This is a genomic window from Nocardioides sp. YJ-D4 (assembly GCF_054031495.1).
The window spans coordinates 3,956,161-3,970,109 of record NZ_CM132932.1; the positions used below are offsets into that span (position 1 = coordinate 3,956,161).

Sequence of the window (13,949 nt, forward strand, 5' to 3'; positions counted from 1 at the left end):
AATCCTGCCCGAGGGCCGGACGGCCGCGCGCGGCGGTTCTCAGGACCAGTAGATGACCACGCCGTCGCCGATGTTGACCTGGTCGTAGAGCGAGGTGATGGCGCCGTAGTCGCGCACGTTCACGCAGCCGTGGGAGGCGCCGTTGTAGCCGTTGGCGGCGAAGTCGGGGGAGTAGTGGACCGCCTGTCCGCCGGAGAAGAACATCGCGAACGGCATCGGGGTCTTGTAGATGGAGGAGACGTGGTCGCGGCTCTTGGCGAAGACCGAGAACTGGCCCTCACGGGTGGGCAGCTCCTGTGAGCCGAATCGCACCTCGACGCTCAGCTGTACGGTCCCGCCGACGACCCAGCGCAGCACCGAGGTGGACTTGTCGATGCACATCACCCGGCCGGTCAGGCAGCGGGGGTCGAGCTTGCCGGAGGGCGCCGGCGGGGGAGCGTCGATCAGCTCGGCCTCGGTGGGCTCGCGGGTCATCGCGTGCAGCCGGTCGAGCGTGGTCTGGTCCACGAAGCCGGTGACCGCGATGCCGCGCTTGCCCTGGAAGCCGGAGACGGCCTCGGTGGTGACGTTGCCGTAGAACCCGGTCACGCCCGCGTTGAACCAGCCGATCTGCTTCAGGCGCGCCTGCAGGTCACGTACGTCGTCACCGCTGTCACCCTTGCCGAAGAGCCGTGGGCCCGAGGTCGGGGACGGCTTCGGCTCGGGCTTCGGCTTCGCGCTGGGCGACGGTGTCGGCGTGGCGCTCGGCGATGGGCTCGCTGAAGAGGAGGGCGCGGCTGACGCGGTCGTCGCCTCGGACCCAGGTGCGGCGGCCGGCTCCACGGTGCAGGCCGCGAACGTCGTTGCCAACAGGGCGGCGAGCGCCCCGGCGACCAGTCCCCGGATGACCATCTTCATCGCCTCACTTCGGAGCAGGGCCCTCAAGGTGCTGTTACTCCAAGTAACGCGGGACCGACGACATGGTGATGTCCGAACCGGGTTCTCCGGTTGCATTTCTGCGGGAAATGTCCCGGATGGTGGGACGATCTCTCAGTGAAGCGGTCGCCGGACGCGGCTGAACCAACGGCGTACGGTCCGTTTCAGCCGGTGTCGGGAGGTGTTGCACTCCACCAGCGGCAGGGTGAGACCGACCCGGTCGGCGTCGGCCAGCTCGCGCAGCAGGATCTCCGCGGCCACCCGGGTGTCGTCACCGGCGTCGTGCGCCTTCAGCTGCTCGACCGCGTAGTAGGCCGCGATGGTCGCCAGGGACTTGTCCGGCACCTCCAGGGCGAGCGCCTTCGCGAACCGCATCGTGCACAGCCACTCCAGGACCTCGAGGCGTACGCCGGCACGGTCCGACTCCACGGCCACGAACGTCCAGTCGAACGCGGCGTTGTGGGCCACGAAGACCCGGCCGGCGAGACGCTGGGCGATCGCGGCGGCGACGTCCCGGAAGAGCGGGGCACCGGCGAGGTCGGCGCTGGTCAGGCCGTGCACCTCGACCGGCCCCGGGTCGACGCCGACGCCGGGATTGACCAGCGTCTCCCACTCCGACTCGGCGGTGCCGTCGGCGGCGATCTGGCGGATCGCCACCTGGATCACGCGGTCGCGGTAGGGGTCGAGCCCGGTCGTCTCGACGTCGAGGACCGCGTAGCCCCGGCCATTGCGCCGGGCTTCGCTTCGGCCGCGTGATTCGGTGGTGGTCACAAGGCTGACGCTATCGGTGAGCACCGACAGTCCGAGCCGGTGTCCCCGCGGGTGGAGCTAGCCCGACACCACGCCCAGGGCCACGATGCCGACGATGAAGAGCAGCAGCACGACCATCAGGAGGACGAATCCGAGGACGCCGGGCTTGCGCTGCTTCTCGTGCCCGATCGCACCCTTGCTGAAGCCGGTCAGCGGCGAGGCGTAGAAGACCGGAACGGTCTGGCCCTCGGCGACGTCGAAGCTCATCGACGCCTTGCCGAACTTCCAGGTCCACTGCGCGTACATCTCGACGTTCCAGCGCCCCGGCGGCACCGGGAAGACGTTCCGGCCGTATTGCGTCGGCATCTGGTGGCCGTTGAGCAGCACCGTCGGCACGATCATGTTCGAGGTCATGTGGCTGCCCTGGATGGTCAGGTCGATCCACCCCACGGGCGGCTGTCCGGGCACTGGCTGGCCCGACTGGTCCGGCATCGTCATGGGCGAATCATGCCCGATCGGCGAGGGCCTCGCCGCTCAGACCTCCACGCTCCCGCCGTCGCGCCAGTAGTAGCCGTCCTCGCGCATCATGAACCCCTCCTCGAAGAGGTAGCGGCGCAGCGCGGCGACGTCCTCGTGGAACCGTCCCAGGATCTCGTTGACCTCCCGCTCGGGGTAGACCTTCCCCGGCTCGAAGGCCTGCGCGAGCTGGTTGAGCACCACCAGCTTCTTGACGTGCTTCGAGGGGATCGTCAGCAGCCGGCCGTCCTTGCCGAAGAACCGCCTCAGGGTCTCGGCGTCGTCGGGTCGGGGCTGCCAGGTCGCGCGAGTCACCTCTTCATCGTGGCCGATCCGGCTCGGCGATGCGACTGGTTTCTCTGCCGCGTCCTTCTCTGCGGGTCCTTCTCTGCGGGGTCCGCCGCCGGGCCCGGCTGACCAGGTCATGGGCGGCGGAGGCCCAGTCGGCGTACTCGAACTCGAAGCCCGCCTCGAGCAACCTCCCCGGTGCGACTCGACGGCTCTTGAGGAGCAGCTCGGTGTCCGTACGCAGTACCCACGCCCCGATCTCGGCCATCCAGCGGGTGGCGGGCAACCCGATCGGCATCCCGGCCTCCGCCCGCAGCGTACGCATCAGGTCGCGTTGGGGCAGTGGTCCTGGTGCTGCCAGATTCACCGGTCCGGCGATGTCATCGCGCCCGATGAGCAGATCGCATGCGCGTACGAAGTCGGTCTCATGGATCCAGGAGACGAACTGGTCGCCCCCCGCGACCGGCCCGCCGAGACCGAGGCGCGCCATGGTGAGGAGTACGTCGAGAACACCGCCCTTGTCGGGGCTCATCACCATCGCCGAGCGGAGCGCCACCTTGCGGGTGTGCGGTGTCGCCGCCGCGGCCTGCTCGGCCTCCCAGCTCTTGGCGATCCTCGTGGAGAACTCCCAGTAGGCCGGGGTGTCGGGTTCGCTGCCGCCGATGATGCCGGTCGCCTCGTCGTTGGGCGCGTCGAAGCGGTGGGCGTAGATCGTCGCGGTGCTCATCTGCAGCCAGGTGCTCGGTGGGTTGGCCGCCCTCGCGATCGCCTCGCCGACGACCCGGGTCGACTCGACGCGCGAGTCCATCATCTGCTTCAGGTTGGCATCGGTGTAGCGACAGCTGACCGTCCGGCCCGCGAGGTTCACCACCACGTCCGCGCCGTCGATCTCCTCGGCCCACGGACCGATCGTCCGGCCGTCCCAGACCTGATGACGTACGCCTTCCTCCAGCTGTTCCGGGTGGCGCGAGAGCACCACGACCTCATGTCCTCGCGTGCTCCAGGCACGCCGCAGGATGCTTCCGACCTGGCCGGTCCCGCCGGGGATGACGATCTTCATGCGGCGACTGTAGATCAAATTTGAGCGATCGCTCAAGAGTTGCGCTACCTTGAATTTGAGCAATCGCTCAAATGGGTCGAAGGAGGCGTACGTGGCTGAACGAATCTGGTCTGTGTTCTGGGCGTTCTGTCGCTGGTGGTTCTTCGGTGCCGTGCTCGGTGTCGTCATCGGAGGAGCCGCGGGAAGCACGCTGCTGCCGATCTCCGGGACGCTCCTCGGAGCCTGGTATGGGGGCATCGTCGGCGTCGTCGTAGGGCTGGTCGAGTCCGCACTGGTCGCGCCGGCGGTGCTGTTGCCGTCCTCGCCGGTCGTGGACCGGATCTGGCCCGGCCTCGTCGGATTCGGGATGACCTTCGCGCTGGGGTTCGCGCGGTTCAACGCGGGCGAGGCGCCGGGCGCTGCGGACGAGAACATCGTCCTGTTGGTCATCGCCGGCGTGTCCGGTGCGTTGGCGGCCTGGTTCGGAGAAGCGGTGACGCGCGGCGTACGGATTCCGCTTGCGCCCCTGGTGGTCGGAGTTGTCGCCCTCGGTGTGTTCTGCGGCGTCGCAAGCGCTGTGGGCCTGCCCGACGCCGGCGCATCCGAGCCGGGCGTCGTTGCCGGGGTCATGCTGCTGGGACTCGCCGCCGGAGGCATACTCGGCTCCGTGCTCATCGTCTTCAATCTGCTCGTGACCCAGGAGCCCGCTGCGGAATGAACCCCACCAAGGCCAAGCTGATGTCGGCGGTCACCGACCTGCTCAAGCAGGAGGGGATCGCCGGTCTCTCGGCGCGGTCGGTCGCCGACCGGGCAGGGGTCAACCAGGCGCTGGTCTTCTACCACTTCGGAACCGTCATGGATCTCGTCGACCAGGCATGCCGAGCGGCGACGGACGAGGCGGCGGCGTCCTACCGGGCAGAGCTCGCGGAGGTGACCTCGCTGGGTGAGCTGCTGGAGCTCGGTCGCGGGCTCCATGAGCGGGAGCGTGCCGCCGGCAACATCACGCTGATGGCTCAGCTCCTGGCCGGTGCGCAGCGCGACGAGACGCTGGCCGAGACAGCGCGCTACGCGTTGGGTCGGTGGAACGAAGAGGTCGAGGCCGCGGTCTCTCGCGCCTTGAAGGGAAGCCCGGTCGAGGGTGTGGTGGACGCGCCTGGGCTGTCGCGCGCGATCAGCTCGGCGTTCATCGGCCTGCTCATGTACGACGGTGTCGACCGGCCCGGCGCGGATTCGGCCTTCGCGTCGCTCGAGCAGCTCGGCGCGCTCGTCGAGGTGATCGAGGATCTCGGCCCGGCGGCCCGGCTCGTCCTTCGCTCTCGGCTCAAAGCCCGCGGCTAGCGCCATCTATGTGCGTCGCGTGAATCGGATGTCGCCATTGGGTAAGCGCTCGTGGAGGTAGGTGGCGTCGTGGGCGCGGTGGTGGTGATGGGAGCAGAGCAGGGCGGCGTTGTCGAGGTCGGTGGCGCCGCCTTGGGCCCATTCGATCCAGTGGTGGGCTTCGGCCCAGGTGCCGGGGATGTCGCAGCCCTCGGCCTCGCAGGTCGCCGATCTGAGGAGGAGCCCGCGGCGTTGGGCGGCGGTGAAGAAGCGTTCCTTACGGCCCAGGTCGAGGACCTCGGACTCACCGCCGAGGACGGCGGGGATGATGTTCGCGGTGCAGGCCAGCCGGCGGGCTTCGGCGGCGGTGATCGGGCTGCCACCGAGGATCTGGGCGATGCCGGCTTCCTTGCGGAGCTGGTCGAGGTCGATGGTCACGATCACCGTGGTCGCGTCCCCGCCGTGGATCGGCAGCCGCGATGGGTCGAGGGTCTCGAGCAGTTGGCAGAACGCGCGTCCCAGGCGGCGGTCGTAGGGCAGGTACTCGCCGGTCTCGGTGCGGGCGCCGTCCTCGCGCCTGGGTGAGGCGAACGCCTCCAAGGTGGTGGCCAGTCGGTCCGCGGTCGCGTCCGGGACCACCGCCGTGATCCGGGTGGTGCCGTCCCCAAGCCGCCGCATCGCGAGTCGGGTCTTCTTGCGGGCGTGGGCCTCCTCGGCCGCCAGCCGTTTCGCCTCCTCGGCTTCGGCGATCTCCGGGGCGATGACGTCGAGGATCCGGCGCCCCAGACGTCGGAGCTGGGTGGGGTCGAACCGGGTCGCATAGGCGACCAGCGCTTCTTCGGCCTTGATCCGGATCTCTGGGTCGAGGTCGGCCGGCAGTTCGTCGAGAGCGTTGACGATGACGTGGGCCTGGGCCGGGTTGCAGGCACCGGTCCGCATGGCGGCCGCCACCAGCCCATACGAGCGGTCCAGTGCCTCGGCCAGTCGGAGGTCGGCGCGGAGGGTCTCGGGGCGCTGGTGGGTGTGGTGATGCAACCACGCCGCGACATCCCGGGCCGCGGACTCGGCCGCGACGTCATCAGCAACAGCGAGCACCCGCAGTTCGAGCTCGGCCAACTGCGCCTTGGCGCGGGCGATCTCGAGCAGCGTGGTGGCCTTCTGGCCGGTGGCCATGAACGAGGGGTTCGCCGCCGCAACACCGTCAAGGGCGTCGGTGATCGCGACCACCGCCCCCAGCACAGGGTGCTGGGGCTGCTGCAGCATGGTCATCGAACCGGTCACCTCCCGACGTACGAACTCTCCACACCCGCTGGCACGGGTGTGTGTTGGTTCGCTGGTCTCGGAGGCCCGGAGTACGGGCTATTACTTACCCTCGCAGCTCAGCGTGCACGCCCCTGGTTCCCCTGGATTACCCCACCCCTGTTGTGTCTCGGGTGGATGGGGCACGCCTCTTTCGAGGTGGTCGGCCTTCACATTTACGCCTGCGCCGAGCCTACCACACAAGACCAAGCCAAGCCACGGGAAAAAGCGGACAAACGCAATCAGGGACAGGTATCCCCAACCCAAGCCAGACCGCTGCTGGAAGCCCGCAAGACAGGTAAATGGCACCCAACCCAGACACCCTGCTTCTAAATCTCCCAACCCAAACCCGGTAATGGCCCCACCCACGCTGGAAGGCAAACCATTCAGCCGCCCAGAGCAGCCCTAGCCATCACAAGCCGATCGCCGCAGCGTACGGGCATGGTCTGCCAGTAGTAGGGAAAGGTCATCACGGCGATGAAGAGCGCCCAGCCGCGACTGCGCAGCCAGGTGGCGTCGTCGAGTTCGAGGAGCGTGCGGAACTCGTCGCGGCCGGAAGTGTCGAGGAGCTCCCAGGCGCAGATCAGGTCGACGGTGGGGTCGCCGACGGAGAGGGCGCCGAAGTCGAGTACGGCAGTGAGGCGGCCGTCGCGGGCGAGGAGGTTCTCGGCGAGCAGGTCGCCGTGGAGCCAGTGCGTCCCGGTCTCCGCCGGGGGCAGGGCCATCACCTCGTCCCAGACGGCCTCGACCGCGTCCAGGTCCAGGTCGAGATCGGCGAGCTCGCGACACTCCTTGAGGCGGAACCGGACGTCGGCGTCGAAGCCGGCGATCGGCTCGCCGCGATACCAGCGCAGCTCGGAGTCGGCGAGCGCCTCCTGAGGCACCTCGGTCCGGCGGAGCCCGGTCACGACCGTGGCCAGATCCGCGGCGGTGACGTCACCCGCGCCGGGGGCAGGCTTCTCGCCATCGAGCCAGCGCACCACGCTCCAGCGCTCGGGGTAGCCGAAGCCCGGCTCACCGACCGTCACCACCTCGGGTGTGGCCACGGCGAGGTTGGTCGCGAAGCCCGGCAGCCAGCGTGCCTCTTGCTTGATCGCGGCGGATCCGCGGGGCTGGCGGGGGAGGCGTACGAGATGCTCCTCGCCCAGTCGGAAGAGCCGGTTGGTCGACCCGGTCGAGTCCAGCGGGCGGAGGGGAAGCTCTGCGTACGCGGCGAGGTCCCGCCTCAGCAGGGACCGCACCAGGTCCGCGTCGATCATCAGCTCGTCGTCGTGCATTCGGGCGCTCATCGTGGCCGAGCCAACCATGCCGGCGGCTGGCTCACGCGGGATTTTCGCGAAGGTCAGACGAGGGTGATCGAGACGAGCGCACGGTCGCCGACCTGGAGGTCCTCGCGGCGGCGTACGTCCTTCTTGATCGGCAGCGCATAGCCTTCCTGGCCTGGGAAGACCGACGTCCTCCAGGTGGTCGTGCCGATCCGCGCCTCGACCCTGACCGACCCGAAGCCGCGCGGCGGGCCGGTCGCGATCGACGCCTCGCGGATCTCCTCGGTGACCTCGGGTGGCGCAGTCACGAAGATCCAGGCATCGGTCTCGTCCTTCCACGGCCACAGATCGGCCTCGAACTCCCAGGTCTCCATGTGCCCATTCTTCCCCCACTGCCTCATCCGGAAACCGCTACTCCGCCGGGACGACCGCGGATTAGGGTGCGGCCATGGCTGCCGACCCTCGCTCCCTCGCCCAGAGACTCTCCGACACCCGCGCCCGTCTGGAGAACGACATCGACCTGTGGATCGCCTCCGCGCACGACGACCAGCCGTGGCTGGTGCCGATCTCGTTCGTGTGGTGGGAGGGCGAGATCTGGATCGCGAGCATGGGCGGTGCGCGCACCCAGCGCAACCTGTCCGCCTCCCCGGTCGTACGTCTGGCGCTCGGCGAGCTGCGCGACGTCGTGATCATCGACGGTCGCGCCGAGGTGGCGCCGATGGAACGTACGCCGAAGCGGGTCCTGGAGATCTACGTCGAGAAGCAGGGCGGCGACCCGAGCAGGTGGGCGGACAGCCTGATCCGCGTCCGGCCGACGAAGGTCCAGGCGTGGCGAGAGGAGAACGAGCTCGCGGGGCGCCACCTGATGCGGAACGGCCGTTGGCTGGACGAGGGTGGGTCCGATGGAAGCTGAGATCCCGCTGACCGAGGACACCTTCCGGGCGCTCGCCCGATCGTCTCCGTGGCGCTTCTCCGTGCTGCACTTCACCTGGCGGACGCGGGACGACGGCGACGTCGAGTGCTGGTTGCGGAGACCTGGCTGGCTCCGAGTGCGCGACGCCGACGGGGATCGCGTGGAGAGGGGCGAGGCTCCGGTGTTCGATCCGGAGCCGGTCCTGCGCGCCGACGGTCTCGTGGAGAGCCGGTCGCGGGCCTCCAGCCACGACATCGACGACCCGATGTGGAACAACTACCTCTTCGTGTCGATGCTGGATCCCGAGGAGCTCTCCGCCGACGTCGTGCTGAGCGACCTGCGCTCGGCGGAGCGAGCAGGCCGGCAGACCTGGTGGGCGAGGGCGGTGCCCGGGGACGAGTACGAGCCGCGGTGCGGGTGCTGTCCGCTGCTGTGGTCCTGGGTCTCCGACCGCGACGAGTACGGCGACGGCGACCCGGGCTGGGAGCCGTCCCCGGGGACGGTCTACCCCGAGGCGTACGACATCGCGCTTGACGTGGCGACCGGGGTCGTTGTGCAGCTGACCCCGGTCGGAGGCTCACGGCCCGATCTCGGCTTCGAGACCACGATCCATGAAGCAGAACTGTCGGTGGTCTCTGTTTAGGTGGTGGAGAGGACGACATCCGATCCAGACGGAGGAGATGTCATGACCATCAGCACGACCATCGATGAGGAGATCGAGCGGCTCGAGGAGGAGCTCGGCGAGCGGCCTGCCTGTGAGTGCAAGTGTGGCAGCCCGGACAGCGACGCGGAGCCTTGTGGCGAGGTGGCGGCGTACGCGGTGACCGTGCTCTGTCCCGACGACCGCTGCACCCACACCTATCTGTTGTGCCGGGAGTGCCGGGATCAATGGGTGCAGAACTGTCCACCACCTCACCAGCTGCGCGTCGTTGCGCTCGGGTGAGGCTCATGCCGCCGGCACCACCCACACGTCGGCGACCGACGGGTCGTAGTCGGCGCCGGTGTCCCGGAACCGGATCCGCACCGAGCCGTCAGCGGTCGTCGCCGAGGGCTCGACCAGGAACTGGTGGGTCATCGTGCCCTGCCCGCCGCTGGTGCGGGTCAGGTCGACGCTGTGTGCGACCTGACCGTCGAGCTCGACGTCGTAGGTCTTGCGTCGTGCGCCGTCGAACGTCTCGACGATGCGGACCACGAACGATCCATCCGTCGGCACCGCGGCGTCGAACTCGAACCAGCCGCCGGGGTAGGAGGAGTGCGTGTAGCGGCGGGTCAGCCCGGCCTCCTGATTGGTCCCCGACCGCTCGGAGGCGGTCAGTCGGTGCGCCGTCTCCGAGGTGGCCTCACCGAGGTCGACATGATCGGTGGACTCCGACGGTGGCGTCGCGAGTCCGACGGTCACGGTGGCCGCCGCGTGCTCCGCCGGCGTCGCTCCGGTCGCCACGGTCAGGGAGGCCGGGCCGGCCACGACCGTCCGCGGCACGACGACCTCGACGTCCACATCGGCGTCCTGACCGGCCGGGATCTCGTAGCCCACCGGCTCCGCCGACCAGCCGGCCGGGCCGGTCAGTGACAGCTCGCCGCGCTGGGTGACGTCGCTGCGGTTGTGCAGTGTGGCGGTGATGGTCGCGGTCTGTCCGCCGTCGACCGATGCCGGGGCGCTCGATGTCGCGGTGATCTGCACGCCGGGTCCGACCATCAGGGTGCCTCCTACCGGGAGCCTGGCGGTGCCACCCGAGCGGCTGTAGGACAGGTCACCGCTGAGCTCGGCGGGACCCACGGCCGCATCCTCCGGCACCGTGACCTCATAGGTGTGCTCGACCTGTCCGCCGGCAGGCACGGTGCCGGCGGGCGCGCCGACCGCCTCGGCGGTCCATCCGTCCGGCGCCTCGAGCGACGAGGTCACCTCCTGCAGCGGCTGCTTGCCCGAGTTGTCGACCCGCACCGACACCTCGACGACATCGCCGGGGAGGACCTCCTCGTCGGGCACCTGCAGGACGGCGACGGCTCCGACCAGTCGGGCCGAGGCGCGCGAGAGACTCTTCTCGATCGCCGTGAGCCGATCACGCAGACCTGTCGCCGTCGCCTCGGTGAGCGTGCCGTTCTCGGCGTACATCTGGACGGCGCGGTCGAGGTACGCGGCCGCTGCGAGGGAACGGTGGACCGCCTCGGCGATCCGCTCCTCCTCGGCGTCGCCAGCGGCGAGCTCCCACGCCTCGTCGATCTGGCCGCGCAGCAACGCGGTCCGCTTCGCGAGGTCGCGCTTGGCGGCACTGCCCGCGGGGCCGGCGAGGTCGAGGGAGGAGACCTTCGCGGCCGTCGCGGCAGCCTCCGCCCGAGCCGCGCCGAGGTCCCCGAGGGCGGGAGCGACCGCGAAGCTGTAGTCGCCGGATCCGACCTCGAGGACGACCACGTCCTCGTCCTCACGCACGAACTCGACGTCGGCCGAGTCCTCGATCGGCGAGCCGCCTTCGGTGACCGCCCACCGGTTGGCGGCGGGGATCCGCACCTCGGCGGTCGTGTTGGCCGGAACGGTCACCTCGAGGGTCATCGGCCCGTCGTGGGTCGCCCAGGCGCTGCGTACGGTGCCGTACGGGGTCTGCAGGCTGTAGTCGACGTCGTCGATACCGTCTCCGGGCTCGGGGGCGATCGTGATCTTGCGATAGCCGGGCTCGGCGGCCGAGACACCGGCCATGGTGCGATACATCCACTCGCCGACGGCGCCGTAGGCGTAGTGGTTGAAGGAGTTCATGCCCACGTCGTTGAACGTGCCGTCCGGGTTGATCGAGTTCCAGCGCTCCCAGATCGTGGTGGCGCCCTTGCCGATCTCATAACCCCACGACGGGTAGTCCTCGTGCTGCAGCAGCCGGTAGGCGATGTCGGTGCGTCCGGCCTTGGTCAGCGCGGGCAGCAGCCCGTCGACGCCGAGGAACCCGGTCGAGAGGTGGTAGTCACGCCGCTCGAGCGTCTGCACGAACTGCTCGTAGACCGCCTCGCGCCGGTCCGCGGGCTCGAGGTCGTTGGTCAGGGTGAGGATGTACGCCGTCTGGCTGTCGCCCTTGACGGACCCGTCGGCGGCGATGAACGCCTGCTGGTACGCAGTCCGGATGGCCTCGTAGCGCGCCTGGTAGGCAGCGGCGTCGGCGTCCTTGCCGATCGCCTTCGCCATCTGTGCGAACTCCCGGGTGCTCTTCGCGACGAAGGCGGTGTCCAGGACGTCCGCGGGTGTCGGGTCGTCGAGGTTGAGCCAGTCCAGGTAGCCGCCGGCGGACCGGATGTGCCCGGTCGAGTCGGCGTCGAGGAAGTCGACGTAGCGCTTCATCATGTCGTAGTTCTCGGTGATGACACCGGTGTCGCCGTAGGCCTGCCACAGCGTCCAGGGCACGTGCACGCCCGCGTCCATCCAGCCGGCCGACTCGTAGCCGCCGTCGAAGCGGCCCGGGACGACCGGGGCCACGCCGGGGAGAGATCCGTTGGGCCGCTGGGTGTCGCGCAGGTCCTGCAGCCACTTGGTCAGGAACGACTCGGAGTCCATGTTGTAGACCGCCGTCCGGGCGAACACGTTGATGTCGCCGGTCCAGCCCATCCGCTCGTCGCGCGCCGGGGTGTCGGTCGGGATGGAGAGGAAGTTGCCGCGCATTCCCCACACGATGTTGCTCTGCAGCTGGTCGACCAGGTCCGAGCTGGTGTCCAGCGTGCTGGCCAGGTCGCCGTCGGTGCCGACCACGACACCCACGATGTCGGAGGCGTCGGGCGCCTCGTCCAGCCCGGAGATCTCGACGTAGCGGAAGCCGTGGAAGGTGAAGGACGGCTCGTACGTCTCGGGCTCGTCGGACCCGAACGTGTAGGTGTCCGTGGCCTTCGCGCTGCGGAGGTTGGCGGTGTAGAGGGTGCCGTCCGGGTTGAGCACCTCGCCGTGGCGGATCGTGACCGTCCGGCCCTTCTCGCCCTGCAGGGTGAGGCGGACGTGGCCGACCATGTTCTGGCCCAGGTCGTAGAGGTAGACACCCTGGGTCGGGGAGTCGATCCGCTTCGCGGTCTCGAGCTCCTCGGTGACGCGTACGTCGACGGCCGTCTGCGGCTCGAGCACGTCGGTCGGCTCGTCCCTGACGGCGACGGCGGCCCAGTCCTGGTCGTCATATCCGGCCCGGTCCCAGCCTTCGACCTCCGCTGCGCGGCGGGCGTCGTACCACTCGCCGTCGAGGAGGTCGGCCTCGCGAGTCGGTCCGCCTGTGGTGCGCCAGGTGTCGTCGGTGCGTACGACCTCGCTGGTGCCGTCGGAGTAGTCGACGACGAGCTCTGCGATCACGGAGTTGTCGGTGCCGTAGACGTCGGTGCCGAACATCGCGACCTTGCCGGAGTACCAGCCGGGTGCGACCTCGGCCCCGAAGACGTTCGAGCCGGAGCGCACCAGCTCGGTCACGTCGTAGGTCTGGTAGTCGATGCGCTTGTCGTACGCCGTCCAGCCGGGCGCCAGCTCGGCGTCGCCGACCCGCTCGCCGTTGAGGCGCAGCTCGTAGACACCGCGCGCCGAGGCGTAGACGCGGGCGCGGGTGATGCTCTTCTCGCCCAGGTCGACCTCCTTGCGCAGCAGCGGCACCGCGTCGTCGCCGCGCAGCCACGCCTCGCCGCCGGCGTTGTCGACCCGGAGCCCGTCGGCGGTGACGGTGCCGGCGGTGAAGGTGCGGTCGCCGGTCGGGAAGTCGGTGTTCACGAGGGTGGTGCCACCGGCGCTGGTGACCGTCACGTCGTGGACCAGCCCGTGCTCGGCGCCGTTGGTGCGGAAGCCCATGACACCAGGTCCCGCGAAGGTGGCGTCGGTGCGCTGGTCGAGCTGCTGGCCGTCGATCGTGGTCGTGATCATGTCGCCCGCGACGGTGATCGCGTAGTCGTGCTCGGCGGCGAAGTCGAAGCCGCTCGGGACCGGCTTAGCGGGCAGCACGGAGTAGCCGCCGTTGCGCTTCACGTGCGGACGAAGCGCGTCGTCGGACTCGCTGAACTGCCACATGTAGGCGTTCTCGGTGTTCTCACCACGGAAGTAGACGCCCAGGGCTCCGCCGATGTCGGAGGCGGTGAACTCGATCGTGTAGTCGGTCCACTTCGCGCCCAGCTCGGGAGTCTCCGCGCCGATCCAGTCCGCGGTCCACGCCTCCTTGCCGAGGCCGGTGGCGAACGTCGCCGGCTCGCTCCACGCGGAGGCGACGCCGTCGTCGTCCCAGACCCGCACCGACCACACGTAGTCGGTGCGAGGCTTCAGTGCCGGCCCGGCGTACCGGACGTCGACGGACTGCCCGGACCTCACCTTCCGGCTGTCCCACACGTCGGGCGAGCTGAGCCGTCGCTCCGAGGACGCGACCCGGATCTGGTACGCCTTCTGGGTCACGCCGCGGCGGTCGGAGTCGAGCTGCCACCCGAGCGTGGGGGCGGTCGTCGCGATGCCGAGAGGATCGGCCAGCGCATTCGTACGCAGCTCGCCGACGACAGGGACGGAGCCCCCGTCCTCGGTCGATGGAATGGCGCTGGCGGCGAGTGGGGGCAGTGCGGGGGAGAGGACGACGGCGAGGGTGGCCGTGACCAGCCCGGCGATGTGTCGGCGCACGCGGACTCCTGGGGTCGAGGAATTGAAACGCTTCACCGAGTATGGCGTGCG

The 13,949-nt window shown here is 69.5% G+C and carries 14 protein-coding genes; 5 read left to right on the top strand and 9 right to left on the bottom strand.

Annotated elements, in window-relative coordinates:
- Nucleotides 1–39: 39 nt before the first annotated feature.
- From ACW14X_RS18945 to ACW14X_RS18965, 5 genes are all read right to left on the bottom strand, one after another.
- Nucleotides 40–891, bottom strand: a complete 852-nt coding sequence (locus ACW14X_RS18945; RefSeq protein WP_457162959.1) for a L,D-transpeptidase family protein — start codon at nt 889–891, stop codon at nt 40–42.
- A 138-nt stretch (nt 892–1,029) separates the two neighbouring features.
- The gene (locus tag ACW14X_RS18950) at nt 1,030–1,686 is read right to left on the bottom strand and encodes an exonuclease domain-containing protein (RefSeq protein ID WP_457162960.1); all 657 of its coding nucleotides are present in this window, start codon (nt 1,684–1,686) and stop codon (nt 1,030–1,032) included.
- A gap of 57 nt (nt 1,687–1,743) precedes the next feature.
- A complete protein-coding gene (locus ACW14X_RS18955) occupies nt 1,744–2,163 on the bottom strand; it encodes a hypothetical protein (protein WP_457162961.1) in 420 nt (139 codons plus the stop codon).
- A 36-nt stretch (nt 2,164–2,199) separates the two neighbouring features.
- Nucleotides 2,200–2,496, bottom strand: a complete 297-nt coding sequence (locus ACW14X_RS18960; protein ID WP_160026936.1) for a DUF2087 domain-containing protein — start codon at nt 2,494–2,496, stop codon at nt 2,200–2,202.
- A 4-nt stretch (nt 2,497–2,500) separates the two neighbouring features.
- Nucleotides 2,501–3,529: a TIGR01777 family oxidoreductase gene (locus ACW14X_RS18965; RefSeq protein WP_457162962.1), complete on the bottom strand. Its 1,029-nt coding sequence runs from the start codon at nt 3,527–3,529 to the stop codon at nt 2,501–2,503.
- Nucleotides 3,530–3,620: 91 nt separating this feature from the next.
- Here ACW14X_RS18965 and ACW14X_RS18970 point away from each other — a divergent pair, with 91 nt between their 5' ends.
- Together ACW14X_RS18970 and ACW14X_RS18975 are read left to right on the top strand one after the other, a co-directional pair.
- Nucleotides 3,621–4,226, top strand: coding sequence for a hypothetical protein (locus ACW14X_RS18970; protein WP_457162963.1), 606 nt, complete (start codon nt 3,621–3,623; stop codon nt 4,224–4,226).
- Nucleotides 4,223–4,846 carry a TetR/AcrR family transcriptional regulator gene (locus ACW14X_RS18975; protein ID WP_457162964.1) on the top strand — a complete coding sequence of 208 codons (624 nt, stop codon included), beginning with the start codon at nt 4,223–4,225 and terminating at the stop codon, nt 4,844–4,846. Before ACW14X_RS18970 ends, ACW14X_RS18975 begins: the two co-directional genes overlap by 4 nt.
- Nucleotides 4,847–4,852: 6 nt before the next feature.
- Here ACW14X_RS18975 and ACW14X_RS18980 read toward each other — a convergent pair whose 3' ends face one another.
- From ACW14X_RS18980 to ACW14X_RS18990, 3 genes are all read right to left on the bottom strand, one after another.
- On the bottom strand, nt 4,853–6,094 hold the full coding sequence (locus ACW14X_RS18980) for a DUF222 domain-containing protein (RefSeq protein ID WP_457162965.1): 1,242 nt from the start codon (nt 6,092–6,094) through the stop codon (nt 4,853–4,855).
- A gap of 416 nt (nt 6,095–6,510) precedes the next feature.
- Nucleotides 6,511–7,413 (bottom strand): aminoglycoside phosphotransferase family protein, encoded by a 903-nt coding sequence (locus ACW14X_RS18985; RefSeq protein WP_457162966.1) that lies wholly within the window; start codon nt 7,411–7,413, stop codon nt 6,511–6,513.
- A gap of 53 nt (nt 7,414–7,466) precedes the next feature.
- On the bottom strand, nt 7,467–7,763 hold the full coding sequence (locus ACW14X_RS18990; protein WP_160026948.1) for a DUF1905 domain-containing protein: 297 nt from the start codon (nt 7,761–7,763) through the stop codon (nt 7,467–7,469).
- A 74-nt stretch (nt 7,764–7,837) separates the two neighbouring features.
- Between ACW14X_RS18990 and ACW14X_RS18995 the strand changes: the two genes are divergently transcribed.
- From ACW14X_RS18995 to ACW14X_RS19005, 3 genes are read left to right on the top strand one after another with little or no spacing between them, the layout of a single operon-like run.
- Nucleotides 7,838–8,302 (top strand): pyridoxamine 5'-phosphate oxidase family protein, encoded by a 465-nt coding sequence (locus ACW14X_RS18995; protein WP_457162967.1) that lies wholly within the window; start codon nt 7,838–7,840, stop codon nt 8,300–8,302.
- Entirely contained in the window at nt 8,292–8,945 is a 654-nt protein-coding gene (locus ACW14X_RS19000) for a hypothetical protein (protein WP_457162968.1), read from the top strand. Before ACW14X_RS18995 ends, ACW14X_RS19000 begins: the two co-directional genes overlap by 11 nt.
- A gap of 42 nt (nt 8,946–8,987) precedes the next feature.
- Nucleotides 8,988–9,245, top strand: a complete 258-nt coding sequence (locus tag ACW14X_RS19005) for a hypothetical protein (protein ID WP_160026954.1) — start codon at nt 8,988–8,990, stop codon at nt 9,243–9,245.
- A gap of 3 nt (nt 9,246–9,248) precedes the next feature.
- On the opposite strand, the gene ACW14X_RS19010 is transcribed toward ACW14X_RS19005, so the two are convergent.
- Nucleotides 9,249–13,898, bottom strand: coding sequence for a family 78 glycoside hydrolase catalytic domain (locus tag ACW14X_RS19010; protein WP_457162969.1), 4,650 nt, complete (start codon nt 13,896–13,898; stop codon nt 9,249–9,251).
- Between the last annotated feature and the right edge of the window lie 51 nt (nt 13,899–13,949).

What these genes read in the sequence shown, in the direction of transcription:
- ACW14X_RS19000 (WP_457162968.1), top strand. Translation starts at nt 8,292, where the DNA reads ATGGAAGCTGAGATCCCGCTGACCGAGGACACCTTCCGGGCGCTCGCC.
- ACW14X_RS18965 (WP_457162962.1), bottom strand. Translation starts at nt 3,529, where the DNA reads ATGAAGATCGTCATCCCCGGCGGGACCGGCCAGGTCGGAAGCATCCTG.
- ACW14X_RS18975 (WP_457162964.1), top strand. Translation starts at nt 4,223, where the DNA reads ATGAACCCCACCAAGGCCAAGCTGATGTCGGCGGTCACCGACCTGCTC.
- ACW14X_RS19005 (WP_160026954.1), top strand. Translation starts at nt 8,988, where the DNA reads ATGACCATCAGCACGACCATCGATGAGGAGATCGAGCGGCTCGAGGAG.
- ACW14X_RS18995 (WP_457162967.1), top strand. Translation starts at nt 7,838, where the DNA reads ATGGCTGCCGACCCTCGCTCCCTCGCCCAGAGACTCTCCGACACCCGC.
- ACW14X_RS18955 (WP_457162961.1), bottom strand. Translation starts at nt 2,163, where the DNA reads ATGACGATGCCGGACCAGTCGGGCCAGCCAGTGCCCGGACAGCCGCCC.
- ACW14X_RS18980 (WP_457162965.1), bottom strand. Translation starts at nt 6,094, where the DNA reads ATGACCATGCTGCAGCAGCCCCAGCACCCTGTGCTGGGGGCGGTGGTC.
- ACW14X_RS18985 (WP_457162966.1), bottom strand. Translation starts at nt 7,413, where the DNA reads ATGAGCGCCCGAATGCACGACGACGAGCTGATGATCGACGCGGACCTG.
- ACW14X_RS18945 (WP_457162959.1), bottom strand. Translation starts at nt 891, where the DNA reads ATGGTCATCCGGGGACTGGTCGCCGGGGCGCTCGCCGCCCTGTTGGCA.
- ACW14X_RS18990 (WP_160026948.1), bottom strand. Translation starts at nt 7,763, where the DNA reads ATGGAGACCTGGGAGTTCGAGGCCGATCTGTGGCCGTGGAAGGACGAG.